At 62.4% G+C, this 17044-nt stretch carries 14 protein-coding genes; 5 read left to right on the forward strand and 9 right to left on the reverse strand.

Annotation, left to right across the window (positions count from 1 at the left end):
* Positions 1-111 precede the first annotated feature (111 nt).
* From bamA to pyrH, 7 genes are all read right to left on the reverse strand, one after another.
* Positions 112-2532 carry an outer membrane protein assembly factor BamA gene (gene bamA / locus PY254_RS07280; protein WP_281014792.1) on the reverse strand — a complete coding sequence of 807 codons (2421 nt, stop codon included), beginning with the start codon at positions 2530-2532 and terminating at the stop codon, positions 112-114.
* Between the two features lie 201 nt (positions 2533-2733).
* Positions 2734-4080, reverse strand: coding sequence for an RIP metalloprotease RseP (gene rseP / locus PY254_RS07285; protein WP_281014793.1), 1347 nt, complete (start codon positions 4078-4080; stop codon positions 2734-2736).
* A 36-nt stretch (positions 4081-4116) separates the two neighbouring features.
* The gene (locus PY254_RS07290; protein ID WP_281014794.1) at positions 4117-5292 is read right to left on the reverse strand and encodes a 1-deoxy-D-xylulose-5-phosphate reductoisomerase; all 1176 of its coding nucleotides are present in this window, start codon (positions 5290-5292) and stop codon (positions 4117-4119) included.
* Between the two features lies 1 nt (position 5293).
* Positions 5294-6112, reverse strand: a complete 819-nt coding sequence (locus PY254_RS07295) for a phosphatidate cytidylyltransferase (protein ID WP_281014795.1) — start codon at positions 6110-6112, stop codon at positions 5294-5296.
* A 9-nt stretch (positions 6113-6121) separates the two neighbouring features.
* Entirely contained in the window at positions 6122-6862 is a 741-nt protein-coding gene (gene uppS, locus PY254_RS07300; RefSeq protein ID WP_281014796.1) for a polyprenyl diphosphate synthase, read from the reverse strand.
* Positions 6863-6879: 17 nt separating this feature from the next.
* Positions 6880-7437: a ribosome recycling factor gene (frr, locus tag PY254_RS07305; RefSeq protein WP_281014797.1), complete on the reverse strand. Its 558-nt coding sequence runs from the start codon at positions 7435-7437 to the stop codon at positions 6880-6882.
* A 72-nt stretch (positions 7438-7509) separates the two neighbouring features.
* Positions 7510-8232: a UMP kinase gene (gene pyrH / locus PY254_RS07310; protein ID WP_281014798.1), complete on the reverse strand. Its 723-nt coding sequence runs from the start codon at positions 8230-8232 to the stop codon at positions 7510-7512.
* Positions 8233-8349: 117 nt separating this feature from the next.
* Between pyrH and PY254_RS07315 the strand changes: the two genes are divergently transcribed.
* Complete coding sequence (locus PY254_RS07315; RefSeq protein ID WP_281014799.1) at positions 8350-8646, forward strand: hypothetical protein; 297 nt, start codon at positions 8350-8352, stop codon at positions 8644-8646.
* A 10-nt stretch (positions 8647-8656) separates the two neighbouring features.
* On the opposite strand, the gene tsf is transcribed toward PY254_RS07315, so the two are convergent.
* Complete coding sequence (tsf, locus tag PY254_RS07320; protein ID WP_281014800.1) at positions 8657-9535, reverse strand: translation elongation factor Ts; 879 nt, start codon at positions 9533-9535, stop codon at positions 8657-8659.
* Positions 9536-9637: 102 nt separating this feature from the next.
* Complete coding sequence (rpsB, locus tag PY254_RS07325) at positions 9638-10501, reverse strand: 30S ribosomal protein S2 (protein ID WP_281014801.1); 864 nt, start codon at positions 10499-10501, stop codon at positions 9638-9640.
* 321 nt (positions 10502-10822) lie between these two features.
* Here rpsB and map point away from each other — a divergent pair, with 321 nt between their 5' ends.
* The 4 genes from map (at position 10823) to thrS (ending at position 16992) form a co-directional block, all read left to right on the forward strand.
* Positions 10823-11590 carry a type I methionyl aminopeptidase gene (gene map / locus PY254_RS07330; protein ID WP_281014802.1) on the forward strand — a complete coding sequence of 256 codons (768 nt, stop codon included), beginning with the start codon at positions 10823-10825 and terminating at the stop codon, positions 11588-11590.
* A 90-nt stretch (positions 11591-11680) separates the two neighbouring features.
* Complete coding sequence (gene glnD / locus PY254_RS07335) at positions 11681-14323, forward strand: [protein-PII] uridylyltransferase (protein WP_281014803.1); 2643 nt, start codon at positions 11681-11683, stop codon at positions 14321-14323.
* A 60-nt stretch (positions 14324-14383) separates the two neighbouring features.
* A complete protein-coding gene (locus tag PY254_RS07340) occupies positions 14384-14833 on the forward strand; it encodes a CopD family protein (RefSeq protein WP_281014804.1) in 450 nt (149 codons plus the stop codon).
* A gap of 257 nt (positions 14834-15090) precedes the next feature.
* On the forward strand, positions 15091-16992 hold the full coding sequence (thrS, locus tag PY254_RS07345; protein ID WP_281014805.1) for a threonine--tRNA ligase: 1902 nt from the start codon (positions 15091-15093) through the stop codon (positions 16990-16992).
* Positions 16993-17044: the final 52 nt, after the last annotated feature.

Raw genomic sequence — 17044 nt, forward strand, 5'->3', positions numbered from 1 at the left:
CTCCGGAACTGCCGGCCATTGTAAAGGGTGGCGGCATGGCGTGCAGTCGACCCTTCCGGCAAAAGAAAGCGCGGCCAGGCCGCGCTTTCCTGATTCAACGGATGGACGTGTTCAGAACTGGCTGCCGAAGGTGAACTGGATGCGTTCCTGATAGTGACGGTCGGCCTCCTGCGAGCGTAGCGGCACGGCCAGGCTGATGATCAGCGGTCCGATCGGTGCTTGCCACTGCAGCGACAGGCCGGTTGATGCCCGCAGTTCCGAGGAGTTGAAGCTCTTGTAATCCTTGAACGCGTTACCGACGTCCATGAACCACGAGACGCGTGCGGTGTTGACGTCCTTGAGGAACGGCAGCGGCAGGAACACCTGCGCCGTGCCCAAGACCTTGAACGCGCCACCGATTGGCTGAGCGTAGTAACCGCCGCCGCCGCACATGCCCTTCAGATCAGGGACGCTGCCGTCGATGCACACGCGTGGTCCCAGCGTGTTGTCCTGGAAGCCACGCACGTCACGCACACCGCCGGCATAGTAGTTCTGCCAGAACGGCAGGTCCTGGCGCATGTCGGTAAGAGTACGGCCCGGGGTTTGTGCCTGGGTGGCCGTGTTCAGCGCATCGAAGGCAGCATCGGTGATGCCGTTCTTGCCGTAGGTCTTGCCGTAACCGAGCTGACCATCGAGGTAGAGCACAAAGCCCTTGCCGATCGGCCAGTAATGATTGAGTTCGGTGGTGAGCTTCCAGTACTGCACGGTCGAGCCGGGCAGGGCGACGTCACTCGACGCCGACATCAGGCCGCCGCGGGTCGGAGCCCAGTAACTGTTGCGGGTGTCGTGGTTCCAGCCCAGCGTGCCAGTCCAGGTATGGATGGTCTTGTTGCCGATCTGGTTCTGGTAGTCGACCAGCACCCGAGGGCTGTATCCCGGGAACAGGTTTACCTTGTTGGTACTGATGCCCAGACCCACGCGCAGACCATCGGTTTCGCTGATCGGAATGCCCAGGTAGGAAGAGAAACTCTTCGCGCTGGTGGCGTAGTTCGCGAAATCGGTATTGCCGTAGTCGGTCTTTGAATACGACGCGCTGTAGCCGAGGCCGATGCCGCTGTCGGTCAGATACGGGTTGTAGTAATTCATCGACAGGCGCGTGTAATAGCTGCTGCGCTCGCCGCTGACCGAGACACTGTCACCGGTGCCGAACAGATTGTTCTGCGACACCGAGGCATTCAGGATGATGCCGGAGTATTGCGAGTAGCCCACGCCGAACTGCATGCTGCCGGCGGATTGTTCTTCGACCTTGACCGTGACATCCACCTTGTCCTGGGTTCCAGGCACGAGCTTCTTGTCGATGTCGACTGTCTTGAAATAGCCAAGCCGCTGCAGACGCACCTTGGAGCGGTCGATGGCCGCCTGCGAATACCACGAGCCCTCAAGCTGACGCAGTTCGCGGCGCAGCACGCCGTCTTCGGTGCGCGTATTGCCCTGGAACACCACGCGGCGCACGTAAACGCGCTGGCCGGGCTCGACGTACATGGTCAGGTCGACCGTGCGCTTTTCCTTGTCCAGCTTCGGGATCGGAGTGACCTTGGCGTAGGCGTAGCCGATATTGGCCAGTACCGCCTTGATCGCCTTGCTGCTCGCTTCGATCGCGGCGCGGTTGAAGGTCTCACCTTCCTTCACGAACACCAGCTGGCGCATGGTCTTCTCAGGCAGGATCAAGTCACCGAGCAACTTGACGTCGGTCACCTTGTAGATCTCGCCTTCCTTGATCGAGGCGTCGATGTACATCGCGCGCTTGTCCGGCGAAATAGCCACCTGGGTGGAGTCCACGCCAAAGTCGGCATAGCCGCGATCCATATAGTAGGACTGCAGCTTTTCCAGGTCGCCGGAAAGCTTTTCGCGTGAATACTGGTCGTTCTTCGAGTACCAGGACATCAAGCCAGTGGTGTCTGATTCGAAATTTTCGCGAATGTCCTTGTCGGTAAACGCATGGTTGCCAAGGATGTTCAGCTCCTTGATCTTGGCGGCCTTGCCTTCGCGGATTTCGATTTCCACGGCAACGCGGTTGCGATCCAGACGGGTTACGTGCGGGTCGACCGAGACGTTGTACTTGCCGCGGTTGTAGTACTGCCGGATCAGCTCTTGCTGCACATTGTCCAGTGCCAGTCGATCAAAGGTCTCGCCTTCGGTGAGGCCGATCTCTTTCAGGCCCTTTTTCAGGTCGTCGGTCTTGATGTCCTTGTTGCCGCGCAGGGTCAACTTGGCGATTGACGGTCGTTCGACCACCTTGATCACCAGGATGCTGCCTTGGCGATCCATCTCGACGTCGCTGAAGAACTTGGTCTGATACAGCGCGCGGATGGCGCGCTGGGCGCCGTCGTTGGTCAGCTGGTCGCCCTTGTTGATCGGCAGATAGTTGTAGACGGTGCCGGCGGAAATCCGGCTGAGGCCGTCGATGCGGATGTCGGACACCACGAACGGGTCGAACGCAAACGCATTGGCGGAGAGGGAGGCAAGCAGGATCAGCGCGGCGATACGCTTCATCGTCGATTCCGTTAGGTTATTTCGATGAAGCGGCCAGCGCGGCCGCTCCGATCAGAAGCATGAGGCAGGGCCAGGCCCTGTCTCGAAAAAAGAAAGCTGCTCCCTGCCAGGGCAGGGCGCGACCAGGAACGTTGTTGCACCACATTGCGGCTGGTGCAGCCCGCCGTGTCGCGTGAATGCCGCAGTCGTCGTGCAGGAACATCACGACGGCAGCATGCGGTGAATATCGTTGTAAAAAGCCAGCCCCATCAGGGTGAACAACAAGGCAATGCCGATGTACTGGCCGATCACCATCGTCTGTTCGCTGACCGGGCTACCCTTGACCAACTCGACAACATAATACAGCAGGTGTCCGCCATCGAGGACCGGGATCGGCAGCAGGTTGAGGATCGCCAGGCTCAGCGATACCAGCGCGAGGAAATTGAGGAACCAGGGCAGGCCCATGCTGGCGGACTGGTTGGCAACCGAGGCAATGCCGATGACGCCGGACAGGTTGTTCGTCGATGCCTGACCGCTGACCATCTTGCCGATCAGGTTGAAGGTCTGCGCGGTGTTGCGCCAGGTGGCTTCGAGCGAGGCGGAAAACGCCTTGATCGGCCCATAGCGAAGGGTGACCTGTTCCGGGCCCGTGCCCATCACACCGATGACCCAGCGAGCCGGCTGGCCTTGCAGCGACTCGTGTCGCGCCTCGACGCTCAGCTGCACAGGCTTGCCATGGCGGTCGATGGCCAGGGTCAGGCGTGGCGACTTTGCCGCTTCAACCGGCACCAGCGTCTGGAAGGCGGCATAGTCGGCCACCGGCAGGCTGTTCACCGCCACGATGCGATCACCGGCTTGCAGACCGCCCAGGGCCGCCGGTTGCCCGGGCATGACGCTGGCGACCACAGCCGGTGACGACGCGAGCTTCAGGCCCAATTGGTCGAGGTATTTGGCCACGCCTTCACCAGCCGGCAGTTCGTCCAGCGGCAATACCAATTCGCGCGAACGACCGTCGGCTCCGCGCACGGTCAGTGGCAGTGGCGTGCGCCCAAGCAGCGCGTTGACCACGCCGTCCATCGCGTCGGTGTACGTGCTGACCTGTTCACCATCCACGCTGAGGATGCGGTCGCCGGGCAGGATGCCGGCCTGGGCGGCGATGCTTTGCGGCGTGGCGGTCACCAGCGGCGCGGCATCCGGTCGGCCGAGCATGAACATCAGCCAGAACGCAGCAATGGTGAAGATCAGATTGAAACCCGGGCCGGCGGCGACAATGGCGATGCGTCTCCACACCGACTTGCCGGTGAATTCCTGGCCCTGCAGCGCGGGGTCGACCTCGCCCTCGCGGGCGTCCAGCATCTTGACGTAGCCGCCCAGCGGGATCGCGGCGATCTGGTATTCGGTGCCATCGCGGCCGATGTGCTTCCAGATCGCGTTGCCGAAGCCGACCGAAAAGCGCAGCACCTTGACCCCACAGCGGCGCGCGACCCAGTAGTGGCCAAATTCATGAAAGGTCACCAGGACGCCAAGCGTCACCAGCAACCAGAACACCGAGCCGAAGAAGGAAGTCATCAAGTACCGGGGCGGAAAGTCATCGAAGCAAGAATATCAGCAAGCATTGCGCAGGACGCGACGTGCGGCAGCCCGCGCCATGGCGTCGCGTTCACAAAGCGTTCCAACATCGACCACGGCTTGCGCCGGCAGTTCCGCAAGCACGGACTCGACCACGTCAGCGATCGCCAGGAACGGCAGCGCACCAGCGAGGAAGGCTTCCACGGCAACCTCGTTGGCCGCGTTCAGTACTGCAGGGGCATCGCCGCCGGCGCGCAGCGCCTGAAAAGCCAGGGCCAGGCAGCGGAAGGTGACCAGGTCAGGTTGCTCGAACTGCAGCGGGGCGCAACTGGCGAGGTCCAGCGAGGCTACGCCGGACTCGACCCGTTCCGGCCAGGCCAGTGCGTGAGCGATTGCCGTGCGCATGTCCGGGTTGCCGAGCTGGGCGAGTACCGAGCCATCGACATACTCGACCATTGAATGAATCAGGCTTTGCGGATGCACCACCACGTCGATGACATCCGCTGGCGCGGCGAACAGATGGTGGGCCTCGATGACCTCCAGGCCCTTGTTCATCAGGGTGGCTGAATCGACCGAGATCTTGCGCCCCATCACCCAGTTGGGGTGTTTGCAGGCCTGCTCCGGCGTGATCTCAGCGAGCTCAGCACGACCGCGACCCCGAAATGGTCCGCCGGAAGCGGTCAGAATGATTCGACGCACACCGTGCTTGCCAAGGTCGGGTCGGCCGCCTGGAAGGCACTGGAAGATCGCGTTGTGTTCGGAGTCGACCGGAATCAGCACGCCACCGCTGGCAGCCAGTGCTTCGAGCAACAGCGAGCCGGCCATCACGATGGATTCTTTGTTGGCCAGCAACAGCCGTTTGCCGGTGCGTGCGGCGGCCAGCGTGGATTCCAGTCCGGCGGCGCCGACGATGGCGGCCACCACGGTGTCACACAGCTCACTGGAGACGGCGGCAGTCAGCGCGTCATGGCCGCTGGCCACCTCGCAATGCACCCCGGCCGCAGCCAGACGACGCGCCAGCTCGGCTTCCAGCGCCGGATCGGCAATCACCGCCAGCTCGGGGCGATGCTTCACACACAACGCGACCAGTGCCTCGACCTGGCGGTGCGCGGTCAACACAGTGGCGCGAAAGTGCTGCGGGTGGCGTGCGATGACATCAAGCGTGCTGCCACCGATGGAACCGGTGGCGCCCAGAACGGCAACCTTGTGCATGTCAGATATCCAGCAGCAACAGACCGGCGGCGAATACCGGCAACGCGGCGAACACGCTGTCCAGTCGATCCATCAAGCCGCCGTGGCCGGGGAAAATGCTGCCGGAATCCTTCACCTGGGCATGTCGCTTCATCAGGCTTTCGAGCAGGTCGCCGACGATTGATATGGCAACGGTGATGGCCGCCAGCACTGACAGCGCGAGCAGCGAGCTGCCGCGGACACCGAGCAGCCAGCCGCCGATATCGGCAATCAGGACGCCGGCCACCATCGCGCCATAGGCGCCAGCCCAGGTCTTGCCGGGGCTGATCTGCGGCGCCAGTTTGCGTTTGCCGAAGGTGCGCCCGCTAAAGTACGCGCCGATGTCCGAAGCCCACACGATCAGCAGCGCCAGCAAGGTCCACCAGTGACCATGCGGCAGGCGGGCATGGATGCTGGTCAGGGCGACCCAGGTGGGAAAGATCACGAACGCACCGGCAATCAGTTTCAACGCGAGGTTTTCACGGGTCGGCGCCGCGCCAAAGGCGAAATGGCGCAACCACCAGCAGGCCACCACCCACCATGCCACGCCGGCGGCCAGTAGCCACGGTGTCCAGGCGCTGCCTTGAACCAGCCAGAGCAAGCCAAACACGATGGCGGCGACGGCCATCAGGGCCATCCGCGCGGAGCGGTTCGTCAGCCCGCTCAGCTTCGCCCATTCCCACCAGGCACCAAGGAAGGCCAGTGCAACGATCGCGCCGAAGATCCCGGTGGGTGCCAGCATGATGATCAGGATCGTCAGCGGCGCGAGCACCAGGGCGGTGAGAATGCGCTGAAGCAGCATGGGAATCCTCTACGTAACAGGGGCGACCTGCTCACCGGTGCGGCCAAAGCGGCGCTCCCGGCGGGCATAGTCTTCGATGGCCCGACGCAGACAAGTCTGGTCGAAGTCAGGCCACAGGGTATCGGTAAAGTACAGCTCGGCGTAGGCCACCTGCCACAGCAGGAAATTGCTGATGCGGCATTCGCCGCCAGTGCGGATGAACAGATCCAGTGGTGGCAGTTCGGCCAGGCTCATCCACTGAGCCAGTCGCGCCTCGTCGATGTCGTCAACCTGCAGTTCACCGCGAGCTACGGCGAGGGCAGCCTGACGACTGGCTTGCACGATGTCCCAGCGACCGCCGTAGCTCACTGCAATATTTACCTGCAGCTTGCTGTTGCTGGCGGTACGTGTCATTGCGGCCTGCATGCGTTCGCGCAGGTTCGGCTCGAACGCCGCCAGGTCGCCGATGAAGCGCAAGCGCACGCCATGACCGTGCAGCTCGTCCACTTCCTTGTCCAGCGCACGGACGAACAGGCTCATCAGTGCGCCCACTTCTTCCTGCGGGCGCTGCCAGTTTTCGCTGGAGAAGGCGAACAGGGTCAGCGCCTGCACACCTTCGCGCACGCAGGCCTCGATCACTTCACGCACGGCTTTGCGGCCGGCGTTATGGCCGAAACTGCGCGGGCGATGCCGCGCTTTTGCCCAACGCCCGTTGCCGTCCATGACGATGGCAATGTGACGCGGAACCGTGGCCGCTGCGGCGCCGGTCATGGTGGCTGTGATGACGCTCAGAGCGCCATCAACTCATCTTCCTTCGCCTTGACCACGGCGTCGATGTCCTTCACCGCGCGGTCGGTGAGCTTCTGGATATCACTGTCCGCGCCGCTTTCGTCGTCTTCGGTGATCAGTTTTTCCTTGAGCAGATCCTTGACCTGCTGCAGGGCGTCACGACGCACGTTGCGGATCGCGATCTTGGCGTTCTCACCTTCGTGGCCGACTCGTTTGGCCAGCTCGCGGCGACGCTCTTCGGTGAGTGCCGGCATGTTCAGGCGAATCACGGTGCCTGCCGTGGTCGGCGTGATACCCAGGTCAGAAGCCATCAAGGCCTTCTCGATCGGCGCCACCATGTTCTTTTCCCACGGCGTGATCAGGATGGTGCGTGCGTCGGACAGCGAGACCGAGGCAACCTGCGACAGCGGCATGTCCGAGCCGTAGTACGACACCTTGATGCCGTCCACCAGCGAGGTGCTGGCACGGCCGGTGCGGATGCGGGTGAGGTCGTGCCTGAGCGAGTCGATGCTCTTGCCCATGCGGGTTTGCGCATCTGTCTTGATGTCATTGAGCATGTCGTGCGTCCCGGTGAATCGTGCAACGTTTGATTATAGCAGTGGCTGCCTGCGCGGCTGCTTGCGGCGCGTTCAGCCGTTGTCGACCAGGGTGCCGATCGACTCGCCACGCATGATTCGCATGAGGTTGCCGGCCACGGTCATGTCGTAGATGCGCAGCGGCATCTGCTGGTCACGGCACAGCGCGATCGCCGCGGTGTCCATCACGGCCAGCTTGCGCTCGATCACATCGTCGTAGCCAAGACGATCGTAGCGGGTGGCTTCCGGGTGCGTGGCCGGGTCGGCGGTGTATACGCCATCGACCTTGGTGGCCTTCAACAACAGGTCCGCGCCGATTTCCACCGCGCGCAAGGCGGCGGCCGAATCGGTGGTGAAGAACGGATTGCCGGTGCCGGCAGCGAACAGCACGATGCGGCCTTTTTCGATGTGACGGATCGCGCGGCGGCGGATGTAATCCTCGGCCACGTCGTGGATCTGGATGGCGCTGGTCACGCGTGCGTAACCGCCGCGCTTCTCGATCGCGTCCTGCATCGCCAGCGCGTTCATCACGGTGGCCAGCATGCCCATGTGGTCGCCGGTAACCCGGTCCATTCCGGCGGCGGCTAGGCCGGCGCCACGGAAGATGTTGCCGCCGCCGATCACGATGCCGATCTGCACGCCGGTCTTCTGTACTTCGATGATTTCATCGGCCAGTCGGCCGATCACCTTGGGATCGATGCCGTAATCGGCCTCGCCCATCAAGGCTTCCCCGGAGAGCTTCAGCAGGATGCGGCGGTATTTCGGCTGGTCGCTCATGGGGGCTCCGGATTGTGTGGGGTAAACCGGCTTATTGTAGCGGCAGCCGCGTGGGGCAGGGGCGTTTGTTGGGCCTGGTCAGCATATTTTTCGACCAATCAGACGAGGAAGGTCTGGATGCAACGGCATGACGCGCAAAACACGATGGGTGGGAAACCCTGGAATACGGCCGAAAAGCAGCGTCATCTCTTCATGGCCGTTGGTTCTTCGCCGGGTCGTGACCGGTCAGGGCCCGCAGCATGTCGGCGACCGGGCTTTGCGTTGCCCGATGCAGATTGTCTGCGGCTTTCGCTGGCTCAGGCTGCGGTGCGGCTCGCAAGCAGATCGCAGCGGGGAATCCGCTTTTCGGAAGGCATCGACAAGGCAAATAAAAAAAGGCCGCGATTGCTCGCGGCCTTTTCTGTAGCGGAATGACTTGGCAGGCTTAGCCCTGCATCGCCTTGGCCACTTCGGCCAGGTAGTCTTCCTGCACTTTCTCGATGCCTTCGCCAACCGCCAGGCGGGCCACCGAGATGACGTCGGCGCCTTCCTTCTTCAGCGCATCGGCGACGGTGACATTGGTGTCCAGCACGTAGGGCTGGCCGAGCAGGGTCACTTCGGAGACGATCTTCTGCACCTTGCCGGAGATGATCTTTTCGAGGATCTCGGCCGGCTTGGCCTTTTCCTTGTCGGACATCAGGCTCAGCGCGATCTCTTTTTCCTTGGCCAGGAATTCGGCCGGGACGTCTTCAGCGCGGATATGCGCCGGGTTCATCGCGGCCACGTGCATCGCGATGCCCTTGGCCAGCTCTTCGGAGCCGCCGGTGAGCGTCACCAGCACGCCAATGCGGCCGCCGTGGATGTAGCTGCCGATCACGCCGTCGGTGTTGACCACGGCCATGCGGCGCACGTCGATCTTCTCACCGATGGTAGCGATCAGCGTCTTGGCGGCTTCCTCGACATTGCTGGCACCCGGGTAAGCGGCGGCCTTCAGTGCGTCGATGTCCGTGGCACCGGAATTCAGCGCGACGTCGGCGACGGTGTCGCTGAATTTCAGGAAGCTCTCGTCCTTGCCGACGAAATCGGTTTCGCAGTTGATTTCGACCAGCACGGCCTTGCCGGCGCTCTGCGCGGCCACGATGCGGCCTTCGGCGGCGACGCGGCTGGCCTTCTTGTCAGCCTTGGCGAGGCCGGACTTGCGCAGCCATTCCATCGCGGTTTCGATGTCGGCATTGTTCTCGACCAGTGCCTTCTTGCATTCCATCATGCCGGCACCGGACCGCTCGCGCAGTTCCTTGACCAGTTGGGCGGAAATATTGCTCATCGTCATTCCTCTAATACGTGAATGGCGCGATGGCGAACGAACGCCACCGCGCGGTGATCTCGGGCAGGACCGGACGGCGGTCAGTGACCGCCGTCGGTGCGCTTACCTGGCGTCGTTGCGCGGACCGCGGCCGCCGTCACGACCACCGTCACGGCCGCCTTCGCGGCGCGGGGCAGACTTGCGCGGAGCAGCATCGCGACGCGGACGATCAACCTTGGCCACCGGGTTGCCTTCTTCGTCCAGTTCGACGAAGTCGTTGCCGTCACCCTGGGCGGCAGCCGGCGCAGCGGCCTTGCCTTCGAGGATGGAGTCGGCGGCAGCACGAGCGTACAGCTGGATCGCGCGGATCGCGTCGTCATTGCCCGGGATCGCATAGTCGACCAGTTCCGGGTTGTAGTTGGTGTCGACCACGGCGATCACCGGAATGCCCAACTTCTTGGCTTCCAGCACGGCGATGTCTTCGTGGCCGATATCGATCACGAACAGCGCGTCGGGCAGGCGATTCATGTCCTTGATGCCGCCCAGCGAAGCCTGCAGCTTGTCGCGTTCGCGACGACGGGCCAGCACTTCGTGCTTGACCAGCTTCTCGAACGAACCGTCGGTCTCAGCTGCTTCCAGTTCCTTCAGGCGCGAAACGGACTGCTTCACGGTGCGGAAGTTGGTCAGCATGCCGCCGAGCCAGCGCGAGGTGACGAACGGCATGCCGGCGCGGGCAGCCTCTTCGGCCAACGGCTCACGGGCCGAACGCTTGGTGCCGACGAACAGGATGGTGCCGCGCTTCTGCGCCAGCGCCGACAGGAAATTCATCGCGTCGGTGAACAGCGGCAGGGTCTTTTCGAGATTGATGATGTGGATCTTGCCGCGGGCGCCGAAGATGTACGGAGCCATCTTGGGGTTCCAGTAACGGGTCTGGTGACCGAAATGGACGCCGGCTTCCAGCATCTGACGCATGGTGACTTGTGCCATGGGTGTCGCTCCGAATTGTCGGTTCCCTTCAAAGAAGGAACCTGGGGGTTGGGACCTCCACGCATCCCCGGCTTCGACCGCGACTTGCCCGATTTTTTGAGTGGGTGAGGCGCAGCACCCCGAAGGCGGTGCCGATGCGTGTGTGGCGTTGGTTTGGGTGTTGAACCGCTGAGGGTTACAATCCCGGTTCGCTTTGCGCTGAATGACTGCCAAAACAGTTACGTCAGATCAGCAAAACTCGGAAATTGTAGCCGGTTCGCCGGCGCTGCGGCAAGTCACTGGATTCAGAGGGCTTTCGCCGCCACATCGAAAGTGGAATGCATGGCTATTACCCTGAAATCCCCCGAAGACCTCGAAGGCATGCGCGTTGCCGGCAAGCTGGCTGCCGAAGTGCTGGCCATGCTGAAGGAGCACGTCAAGCCGGGCGTCTCCACCGAAGAGCTGGATCGGCTTGCCTACGAGCACATCGTCAATGTACAGAAGTCGATCCCGGCGAATGTCGGCTACCACGGCTTTCCGAAGACCCTGTGCACCTCGGTGAATCATGTGATCTGTCACGGCATTCCGAACGTGGGCAAGGTGCTCAAGGATGGCGACATCGTCAATTGTGATGTCACCGTCATCAAGGATGGCTGGCACGGGGATACCAGCCGCATGTATATCGCGGGCACGCCTTCGGTGCTGGCCAAGCGACTGGTTGATACCACCTTCGAGGCGATGATGCGCGGCATCCAGGCGGTGCGCCCGGGTGCGACGCTGGGTGATGTGGGTCATGCCATTCAGCAACATGCCGAGGCGGCCGGTTTTTCGGTGGTGCGCGAGTACTGCGGCCACGGCATCGGCAAGATTTATCACGACGAGCCGCAGGTACTCCATTACGGCAAGGCGGGCACCGGCATCGAGCTGAAGAAGGGCATGACCTTCACCATCGAGCCGATGATCAACGCGGGCAAGCCGCAGACGCGGCAATTGCCGGACGGCTGGACGGTAGTCACCCGCGACCACTCGCTGTCGGCGCAATGGGAGCACACCATCGCGGTGACCGACGATGGCTTCGAGATTCTCACCGCGTGGCCTGATCAGGCTTAAGCGGAGCACGAACGAGGGGGTGGGGAACGGGGTCAGGCACGATGTGCTTTACTCGTTGCCACGCCCTTTTTTTGTTCTTCAAGGTTTGCCATGCCCGCGTCCATTGTTGCCTTGCCACCGCTGCCACGCCTGCCTGTGGCGGTGCCGCGTTCAGGCGTTGCTACCGAGGCGCGGCGTGCGCTGAGGCAGCTGCTGGGTGATGTTGACCGGGCCCTGGCTACCGCATTTCGTGATGGTGCTGACGCCACTGCACTGGCGCATCGTCGTGGCGAATCGGTGGCGCGTGTCGTTGCTCACGTATGGATGGCCTGCCTGGGTGAGGTGGCTGGCGCCGCGCTGTTTGCGGTCGGTGGATTTGGCCGTGGTCTGCTGTTTCCCTGTTCCGACGTGGATCTGCTGGCGCTGGCCGAGGCGCCGGACCCGGCACGGCTGCGCGCGATTGAACAGTGCTTTGCCACCTTGTGGGATATCGGTCTGAAGGTCGGTCACGCGGTACGCGATCCTGCTCAGTGCCGCGCGCTTGCGGCGCAGGAAGCGAGTGTCTTCACCAGCCTGCTGGACGCGCGTCGACTGGCGGGCGATCCGGAAATGGAAGGTGTGTTGCGCACCATCGTCGATGATCCGGGACTGTGGCCGCCGCGCGAGTATCTGGCCGCGCGACTGGCCGAGCGCAATGCGCGGCATGCGCGTTACGACGACACGGCCTATAACCTCGAACCGAATCTGAAGGATGGCCCCGGCGGCTTGCGCACGCTCGATTCGCTGCGCTGGATGGGTCGTCGGCTGGCGCATGCCAATGACCTGGCCGACATGGTGACCGAAGGCTTGCTCGACCCTGCCGAACAAGCCGTTCTGGAAGAGTCCGAGGCGACCTTGCGCCGCTATCGCTATGCGCTGCATCTCGAAGCGGGCCGGCCCGAAGAGCGTTTGCTGTTCGACTATCAACGGGGGCTGGCCGAACGACTGGGTTTCGAGGACGAACACGCGAAGAATCTCGGCGTCGAGCAGTTCATGCAGGGCTATTATCGCGCAGCCAGCCAGGTGGAACGGCTTGGTGTGCAGGTGGCCGAGCGCTTCGAGGAAATGCTGGAGTCACCCGGCGAGGCGCTACCCGTCGGCGAGGCGTTCGTGCGTTATGGATCGCGACTGGCGGCGATCGATCCGCAATTGTTCATGCGACGCCCGGCCGCACTCGTGGAAATTTTTATTGCCCGGCTGGATCAGCCTGGCTTGGTCGGCTTCACCGCGGACACCATGCGCCGCATCCATCAGGCCACCGCCGTGCACGCGGACGCGCTGGCCGATGACCGCGAGGCGCTGGCGGCTTTTCTGCATCTGCTGCGTCGGGGTGCGCCCGCGGTGGAGGCATTGTGGCGAATGAATCGACACGGCTTGCTGGCGGCGATCCTGCCGGCTTTCGGCAAGGTGTTCGGGCGCATGCAGTACGACCTTTTCCATGTCTATACGGTCGACGAGCACACCTTGCGCGTGCTGCGCAACCTGGCGCGCTTTGCCGATCCGGCGGCGCAGAGTGAGTTTTCGCTGGGCTGCGAGATATGGGCCAGCCTGCCGACGCCTGAAGTGCTGCTGCTGGCCGGGTTGTTCCACGATATTGCCAAGGGACGCGGCGGCGATCACTCGATCTTGGGCGAGCAGGATGCGAGAGCATTCTGCAGCCGTCTTGGCTTGCCACCTGCCGATGTCGAACGGATTGCCTGGTTGGTACGCCACCACCTGCTGATGAGCACCACGGCACAACGCCAGGACATCACCGATCCTGACGTCGTGCATCGTTTTGCCGAGTTGGTGGTCAATCGCGAGCAGTTGGGCCAGCTCTACCTGTTGACCGTGGCGGACATCATCGGCACCAGTCCGCGGCTGTGGAATGGCTGGAAGGACCGCCTGCTGGCTGACCTGTATACCGGCACTCGCTATGCGCTGCGCAGCGACGTGGAACTGCCTCGCGACATCGGCGAGCGTGTGCGCGATTGTTCCGAATATGCGCTGGCGCTGTTGCTGGATGAGGGACATGTCGAAGCAGAAGTGATTCGCGTGTGGGCGGGCTTTCCGCAACTGAGCTTCCTGCGCCACCGGCCCGAGCAGATCGCCTGGCAGACCGCGGCCATCCTCCATGCAAACGGCGCCGTGCCGTTGGTGGCCGTGCATCCGTTGTCGGTGCGCGGCAGTACCGAATTGTTTGTTTATACGCCCGACCGCGATGGTCTGTTCGCCACGGTGACCGCGGTGCTCGATCGCTTGCGTTTCTCGGTGATGGAGGCGCGCATTCTCAGTTCAACGACCGGCATGGCGCTGGATACTTTCCTGTTGCTCGACGCAGACAGCCAGCAGCCGGTAAGCCTGGCCCGCGCTGAGGAATTGCAGCAGCGGCTACAGCGTGCACTGGCACAGTCCACTGGCGTGCAGCCGAGCAAGCGCGGCATGTCGCGCCATCAGAAGCACTTCCAGATGACTCCGCGCATCAGCTTCCATGCGGCGGGTGATCGCACGCAACTGGCACTGATCGGTACGGATCGTCCGGGGTTGCTGGCCGCGGTGGCCCAGGTGATGTCGAGCGCGGGCGTGCGCGTGCACGATGCGCGCATTGCCACCTTCGGCGAGCGCGTGGAGGATTTCTTTCAGCTCACCGATCGGCACAATGCGCCGCTCAACGAGGCCGTGCAGCAGCGCTTGCTGCAGGCCTTGCTGGAACGCGTGGGGCCGGCGGCAGGTTGAGCAACCGCGCCCGCGCTATCATCCCGTTGCTGCACGCCGCAGTGGCCATTCGTTTCCTTCATGACCTATCTGTTGATCAAGTCGTTGCACCTGCTGTTCGTTATCGCCTGGATGGCTACGGTGTTCTACCTGCCGCGGATACTGGTGAATTTGTCCGAAAGTGCCGGTGAGCCCGCAGTGCAGGCGCGACTGCAATTGATGGGGCGACGTTTGTACAAGTTCGGCCACAACATGTTCGGCATCGCCTTCGTGTTTGGACTGGCGCTGTGGCAGGGCTGGCGGGTGTTTCCGCAAAGCTTGCCGAACGTCAGCGCCGGCATGCACTGGATCGACGCCAAGCTGACCCTGGTGGCGCTGCTGCTGGCTTATTTCATCTGGGCCGGGCGCCTGCTCAAGCGCAGCATGAAGGGTGTGGCGCTGCCGTCGTCAAAGGCGATGCGTTGGTTCAATGAGTTGCCGGTGCTGCTGTTGCTGGGTGTGCTCTGGCTGGTGATTGCCAAGCCGTTCTGAAGCCGTGATGTCCGCGCCGGATAACCCTCGGTATCGACCATGCGCCTGGGTCAAGCCGAGGCGTTGGCGGAGGGGATTGACGGCAAATTTGGGCTAAACTAGCGTTTCAGCAGCATCCACAAGCCCAAGGTGGCCTGCGCGCAGGTCGAGTGTGTGACATGACGACTACCTGCTTGCACGGTTAATCCACCGCGCCTTGTGTTGTTATTTTCAGAGAAGGGCGGACGCCCTTTTTTGCTTTCCAGAGAATGGTTCCCATGATTGAAATTACGCTACCCGACGGCAGCAAACGGCCGTTCGATCACCCCGTTACCGTGCAAGACGTGGCCGCTTCCATCGGCGCCGGTCTGGCCAAGGCGACGTTGGCTGGCAAGGTCGACGACAAGCTGGTCGATGCCGGCTACCTGATCGAACATGATGCCAGCCTGCAGATCGTCACCGAGAAAAGCCCGGAGGCGCTGGAAATCCTGCGCCACTCCACGGCCCATCTGATGGGTCAGGCGGTGCAGCGGCTGTTCCCCGGCGCACAGGTCACGATCGGTCCGGTAATCGACAACGGGTTCTTCTACGACTTTGCCTATGAGCGTCCGTTTACCCCGGATGACCTACCGAAGATCGAGGCGGAAATGCTGAAAATCGTCGCCGAGCAGTTGCCGGTGACCCGCAGCGTGAAATCGCGCGACGAGGCGGTGGCGTTCTTTCGTGGCATGGGCGAGAACTACAAGGCCGAGATCATCGAAGGCATTCCGGCCAACGAAGACCTGTCGCTGTACTCGCAGGGCGAATTCACCGACCTGTGCCGCGGCCCGCATGTGCCAAACACCGGCAAGCTGCACTCATTCAAGCTGATGAAGGTAGCTGGTGCCTATTGGCGCGGCGATTCGAACAACGCAATGCTCAGCCGCATCTACGGCACCGCGTGGCTCAACGACAAAGACCTGAAGGCGCACCTGTTCCAACTGGAAGAGGCCGAGAAGCGCGACCATCGCAAAATCGGCAAGCAGCTCGACCTGTTTCACCAGCAGGAAGAAAGTCCGGGCATGGTGTTCTGGCACCCCAACGGCTGGGCGATCTGGCAGCAGGTCGAGCAGTACATGCGCGGTGTCTACAAAAAGAGTGGCTATCAGGAAGTGCGTTGTCCGATGGTGCTGGATGTGTCGCTGTGGAAGCGTTCCGGCCATTGGGACAATTACGCCGAGAACATGTTCTTCACCGAGTCGGAAAAGCACACCTTCGCGCTGAAGCCGATGAACTGCCCGGGTCACGTGCAGGTGTACAACACCGGCCTGCACAGCTATCGCGAGCTGCCGATCCGCTACGGCGAGTTCGGTGGCTGCCATCGCAACGAGCCGTCTGGCGCGTTGCACGGCATCATGCGCGTACGTGCATTCACCCAGGACGATGGACACATTTTCTGCACGCCGGAGCAGGTCGAGGCGGAAGTCACCGCGTTCCACCTGCAGGCGATGAAGGTCTACAGCGATTTCGGCTTCACCGACCTGGCGATCAAGCTGGCGTTGCGCCCTGAAAAGCGCATCGGATCGGATGAATTCTGGGATCGCACCGAGGGCATGCTGCGCAATGCGCTGCGCGCCGCGGGCGTTGAATGGGAGGAATTGCCGGGCGAGGGTGCGTTCTACGCACCGAAGATCGAGTACCACCTGAAGGACTCGATCGGCCGCGCCTGGCAGGTCGGCACCATGCAGGTCGATTTCATGATGCCGGAGCGTCTGGACGCCGAATACGTCGACGAACATTCGCAAAAGAAGCATCCCGTGATGCTGCACCGGGCCATCGTCGGCTCGATGGAGCGCTTCATCGGCATTCTGATCGAGCACCATGCCGGCCTGTTGCCGGCCTGGCTGGCCCCGGTACAGGCGGTGGCCTTCAATATCACTGACGCGCAGGCCGATTACGTCCGCGAAGTGACGCAAACCCTTGTCGATAAAGGTTTCCGGGTACAATCGGATTTGCGCAACGAGAAAGTCGGTTATAAAATCCGCGAACATACGATGCAGAAAGTGCCGTACCTGCTCGTGGTCGGTGACCGCGAGAAAGAGATGGGAACAGTTTCTGTGCGTACCCGTTCCGGTGAGGATCTGGGCAGCATGACGCTGGCCGACTTCGTCGAGCGATTGGAGACCGAAACCCGGCGCTGAGCGAAAACGCTCAGCCTTGGCGGTCAGTGACATTACTTCTTCTGGAGGATCG

This window comes from Rhodanobacter sp. AS-Z3, from assembly GCF_029224025.1.
Classification (GTDB): Bacteria; Pseudomonadota; Gammaproteobacteria; order Xanthomonadales; family Rhodanobacteraceae; genus Rhodanobacter.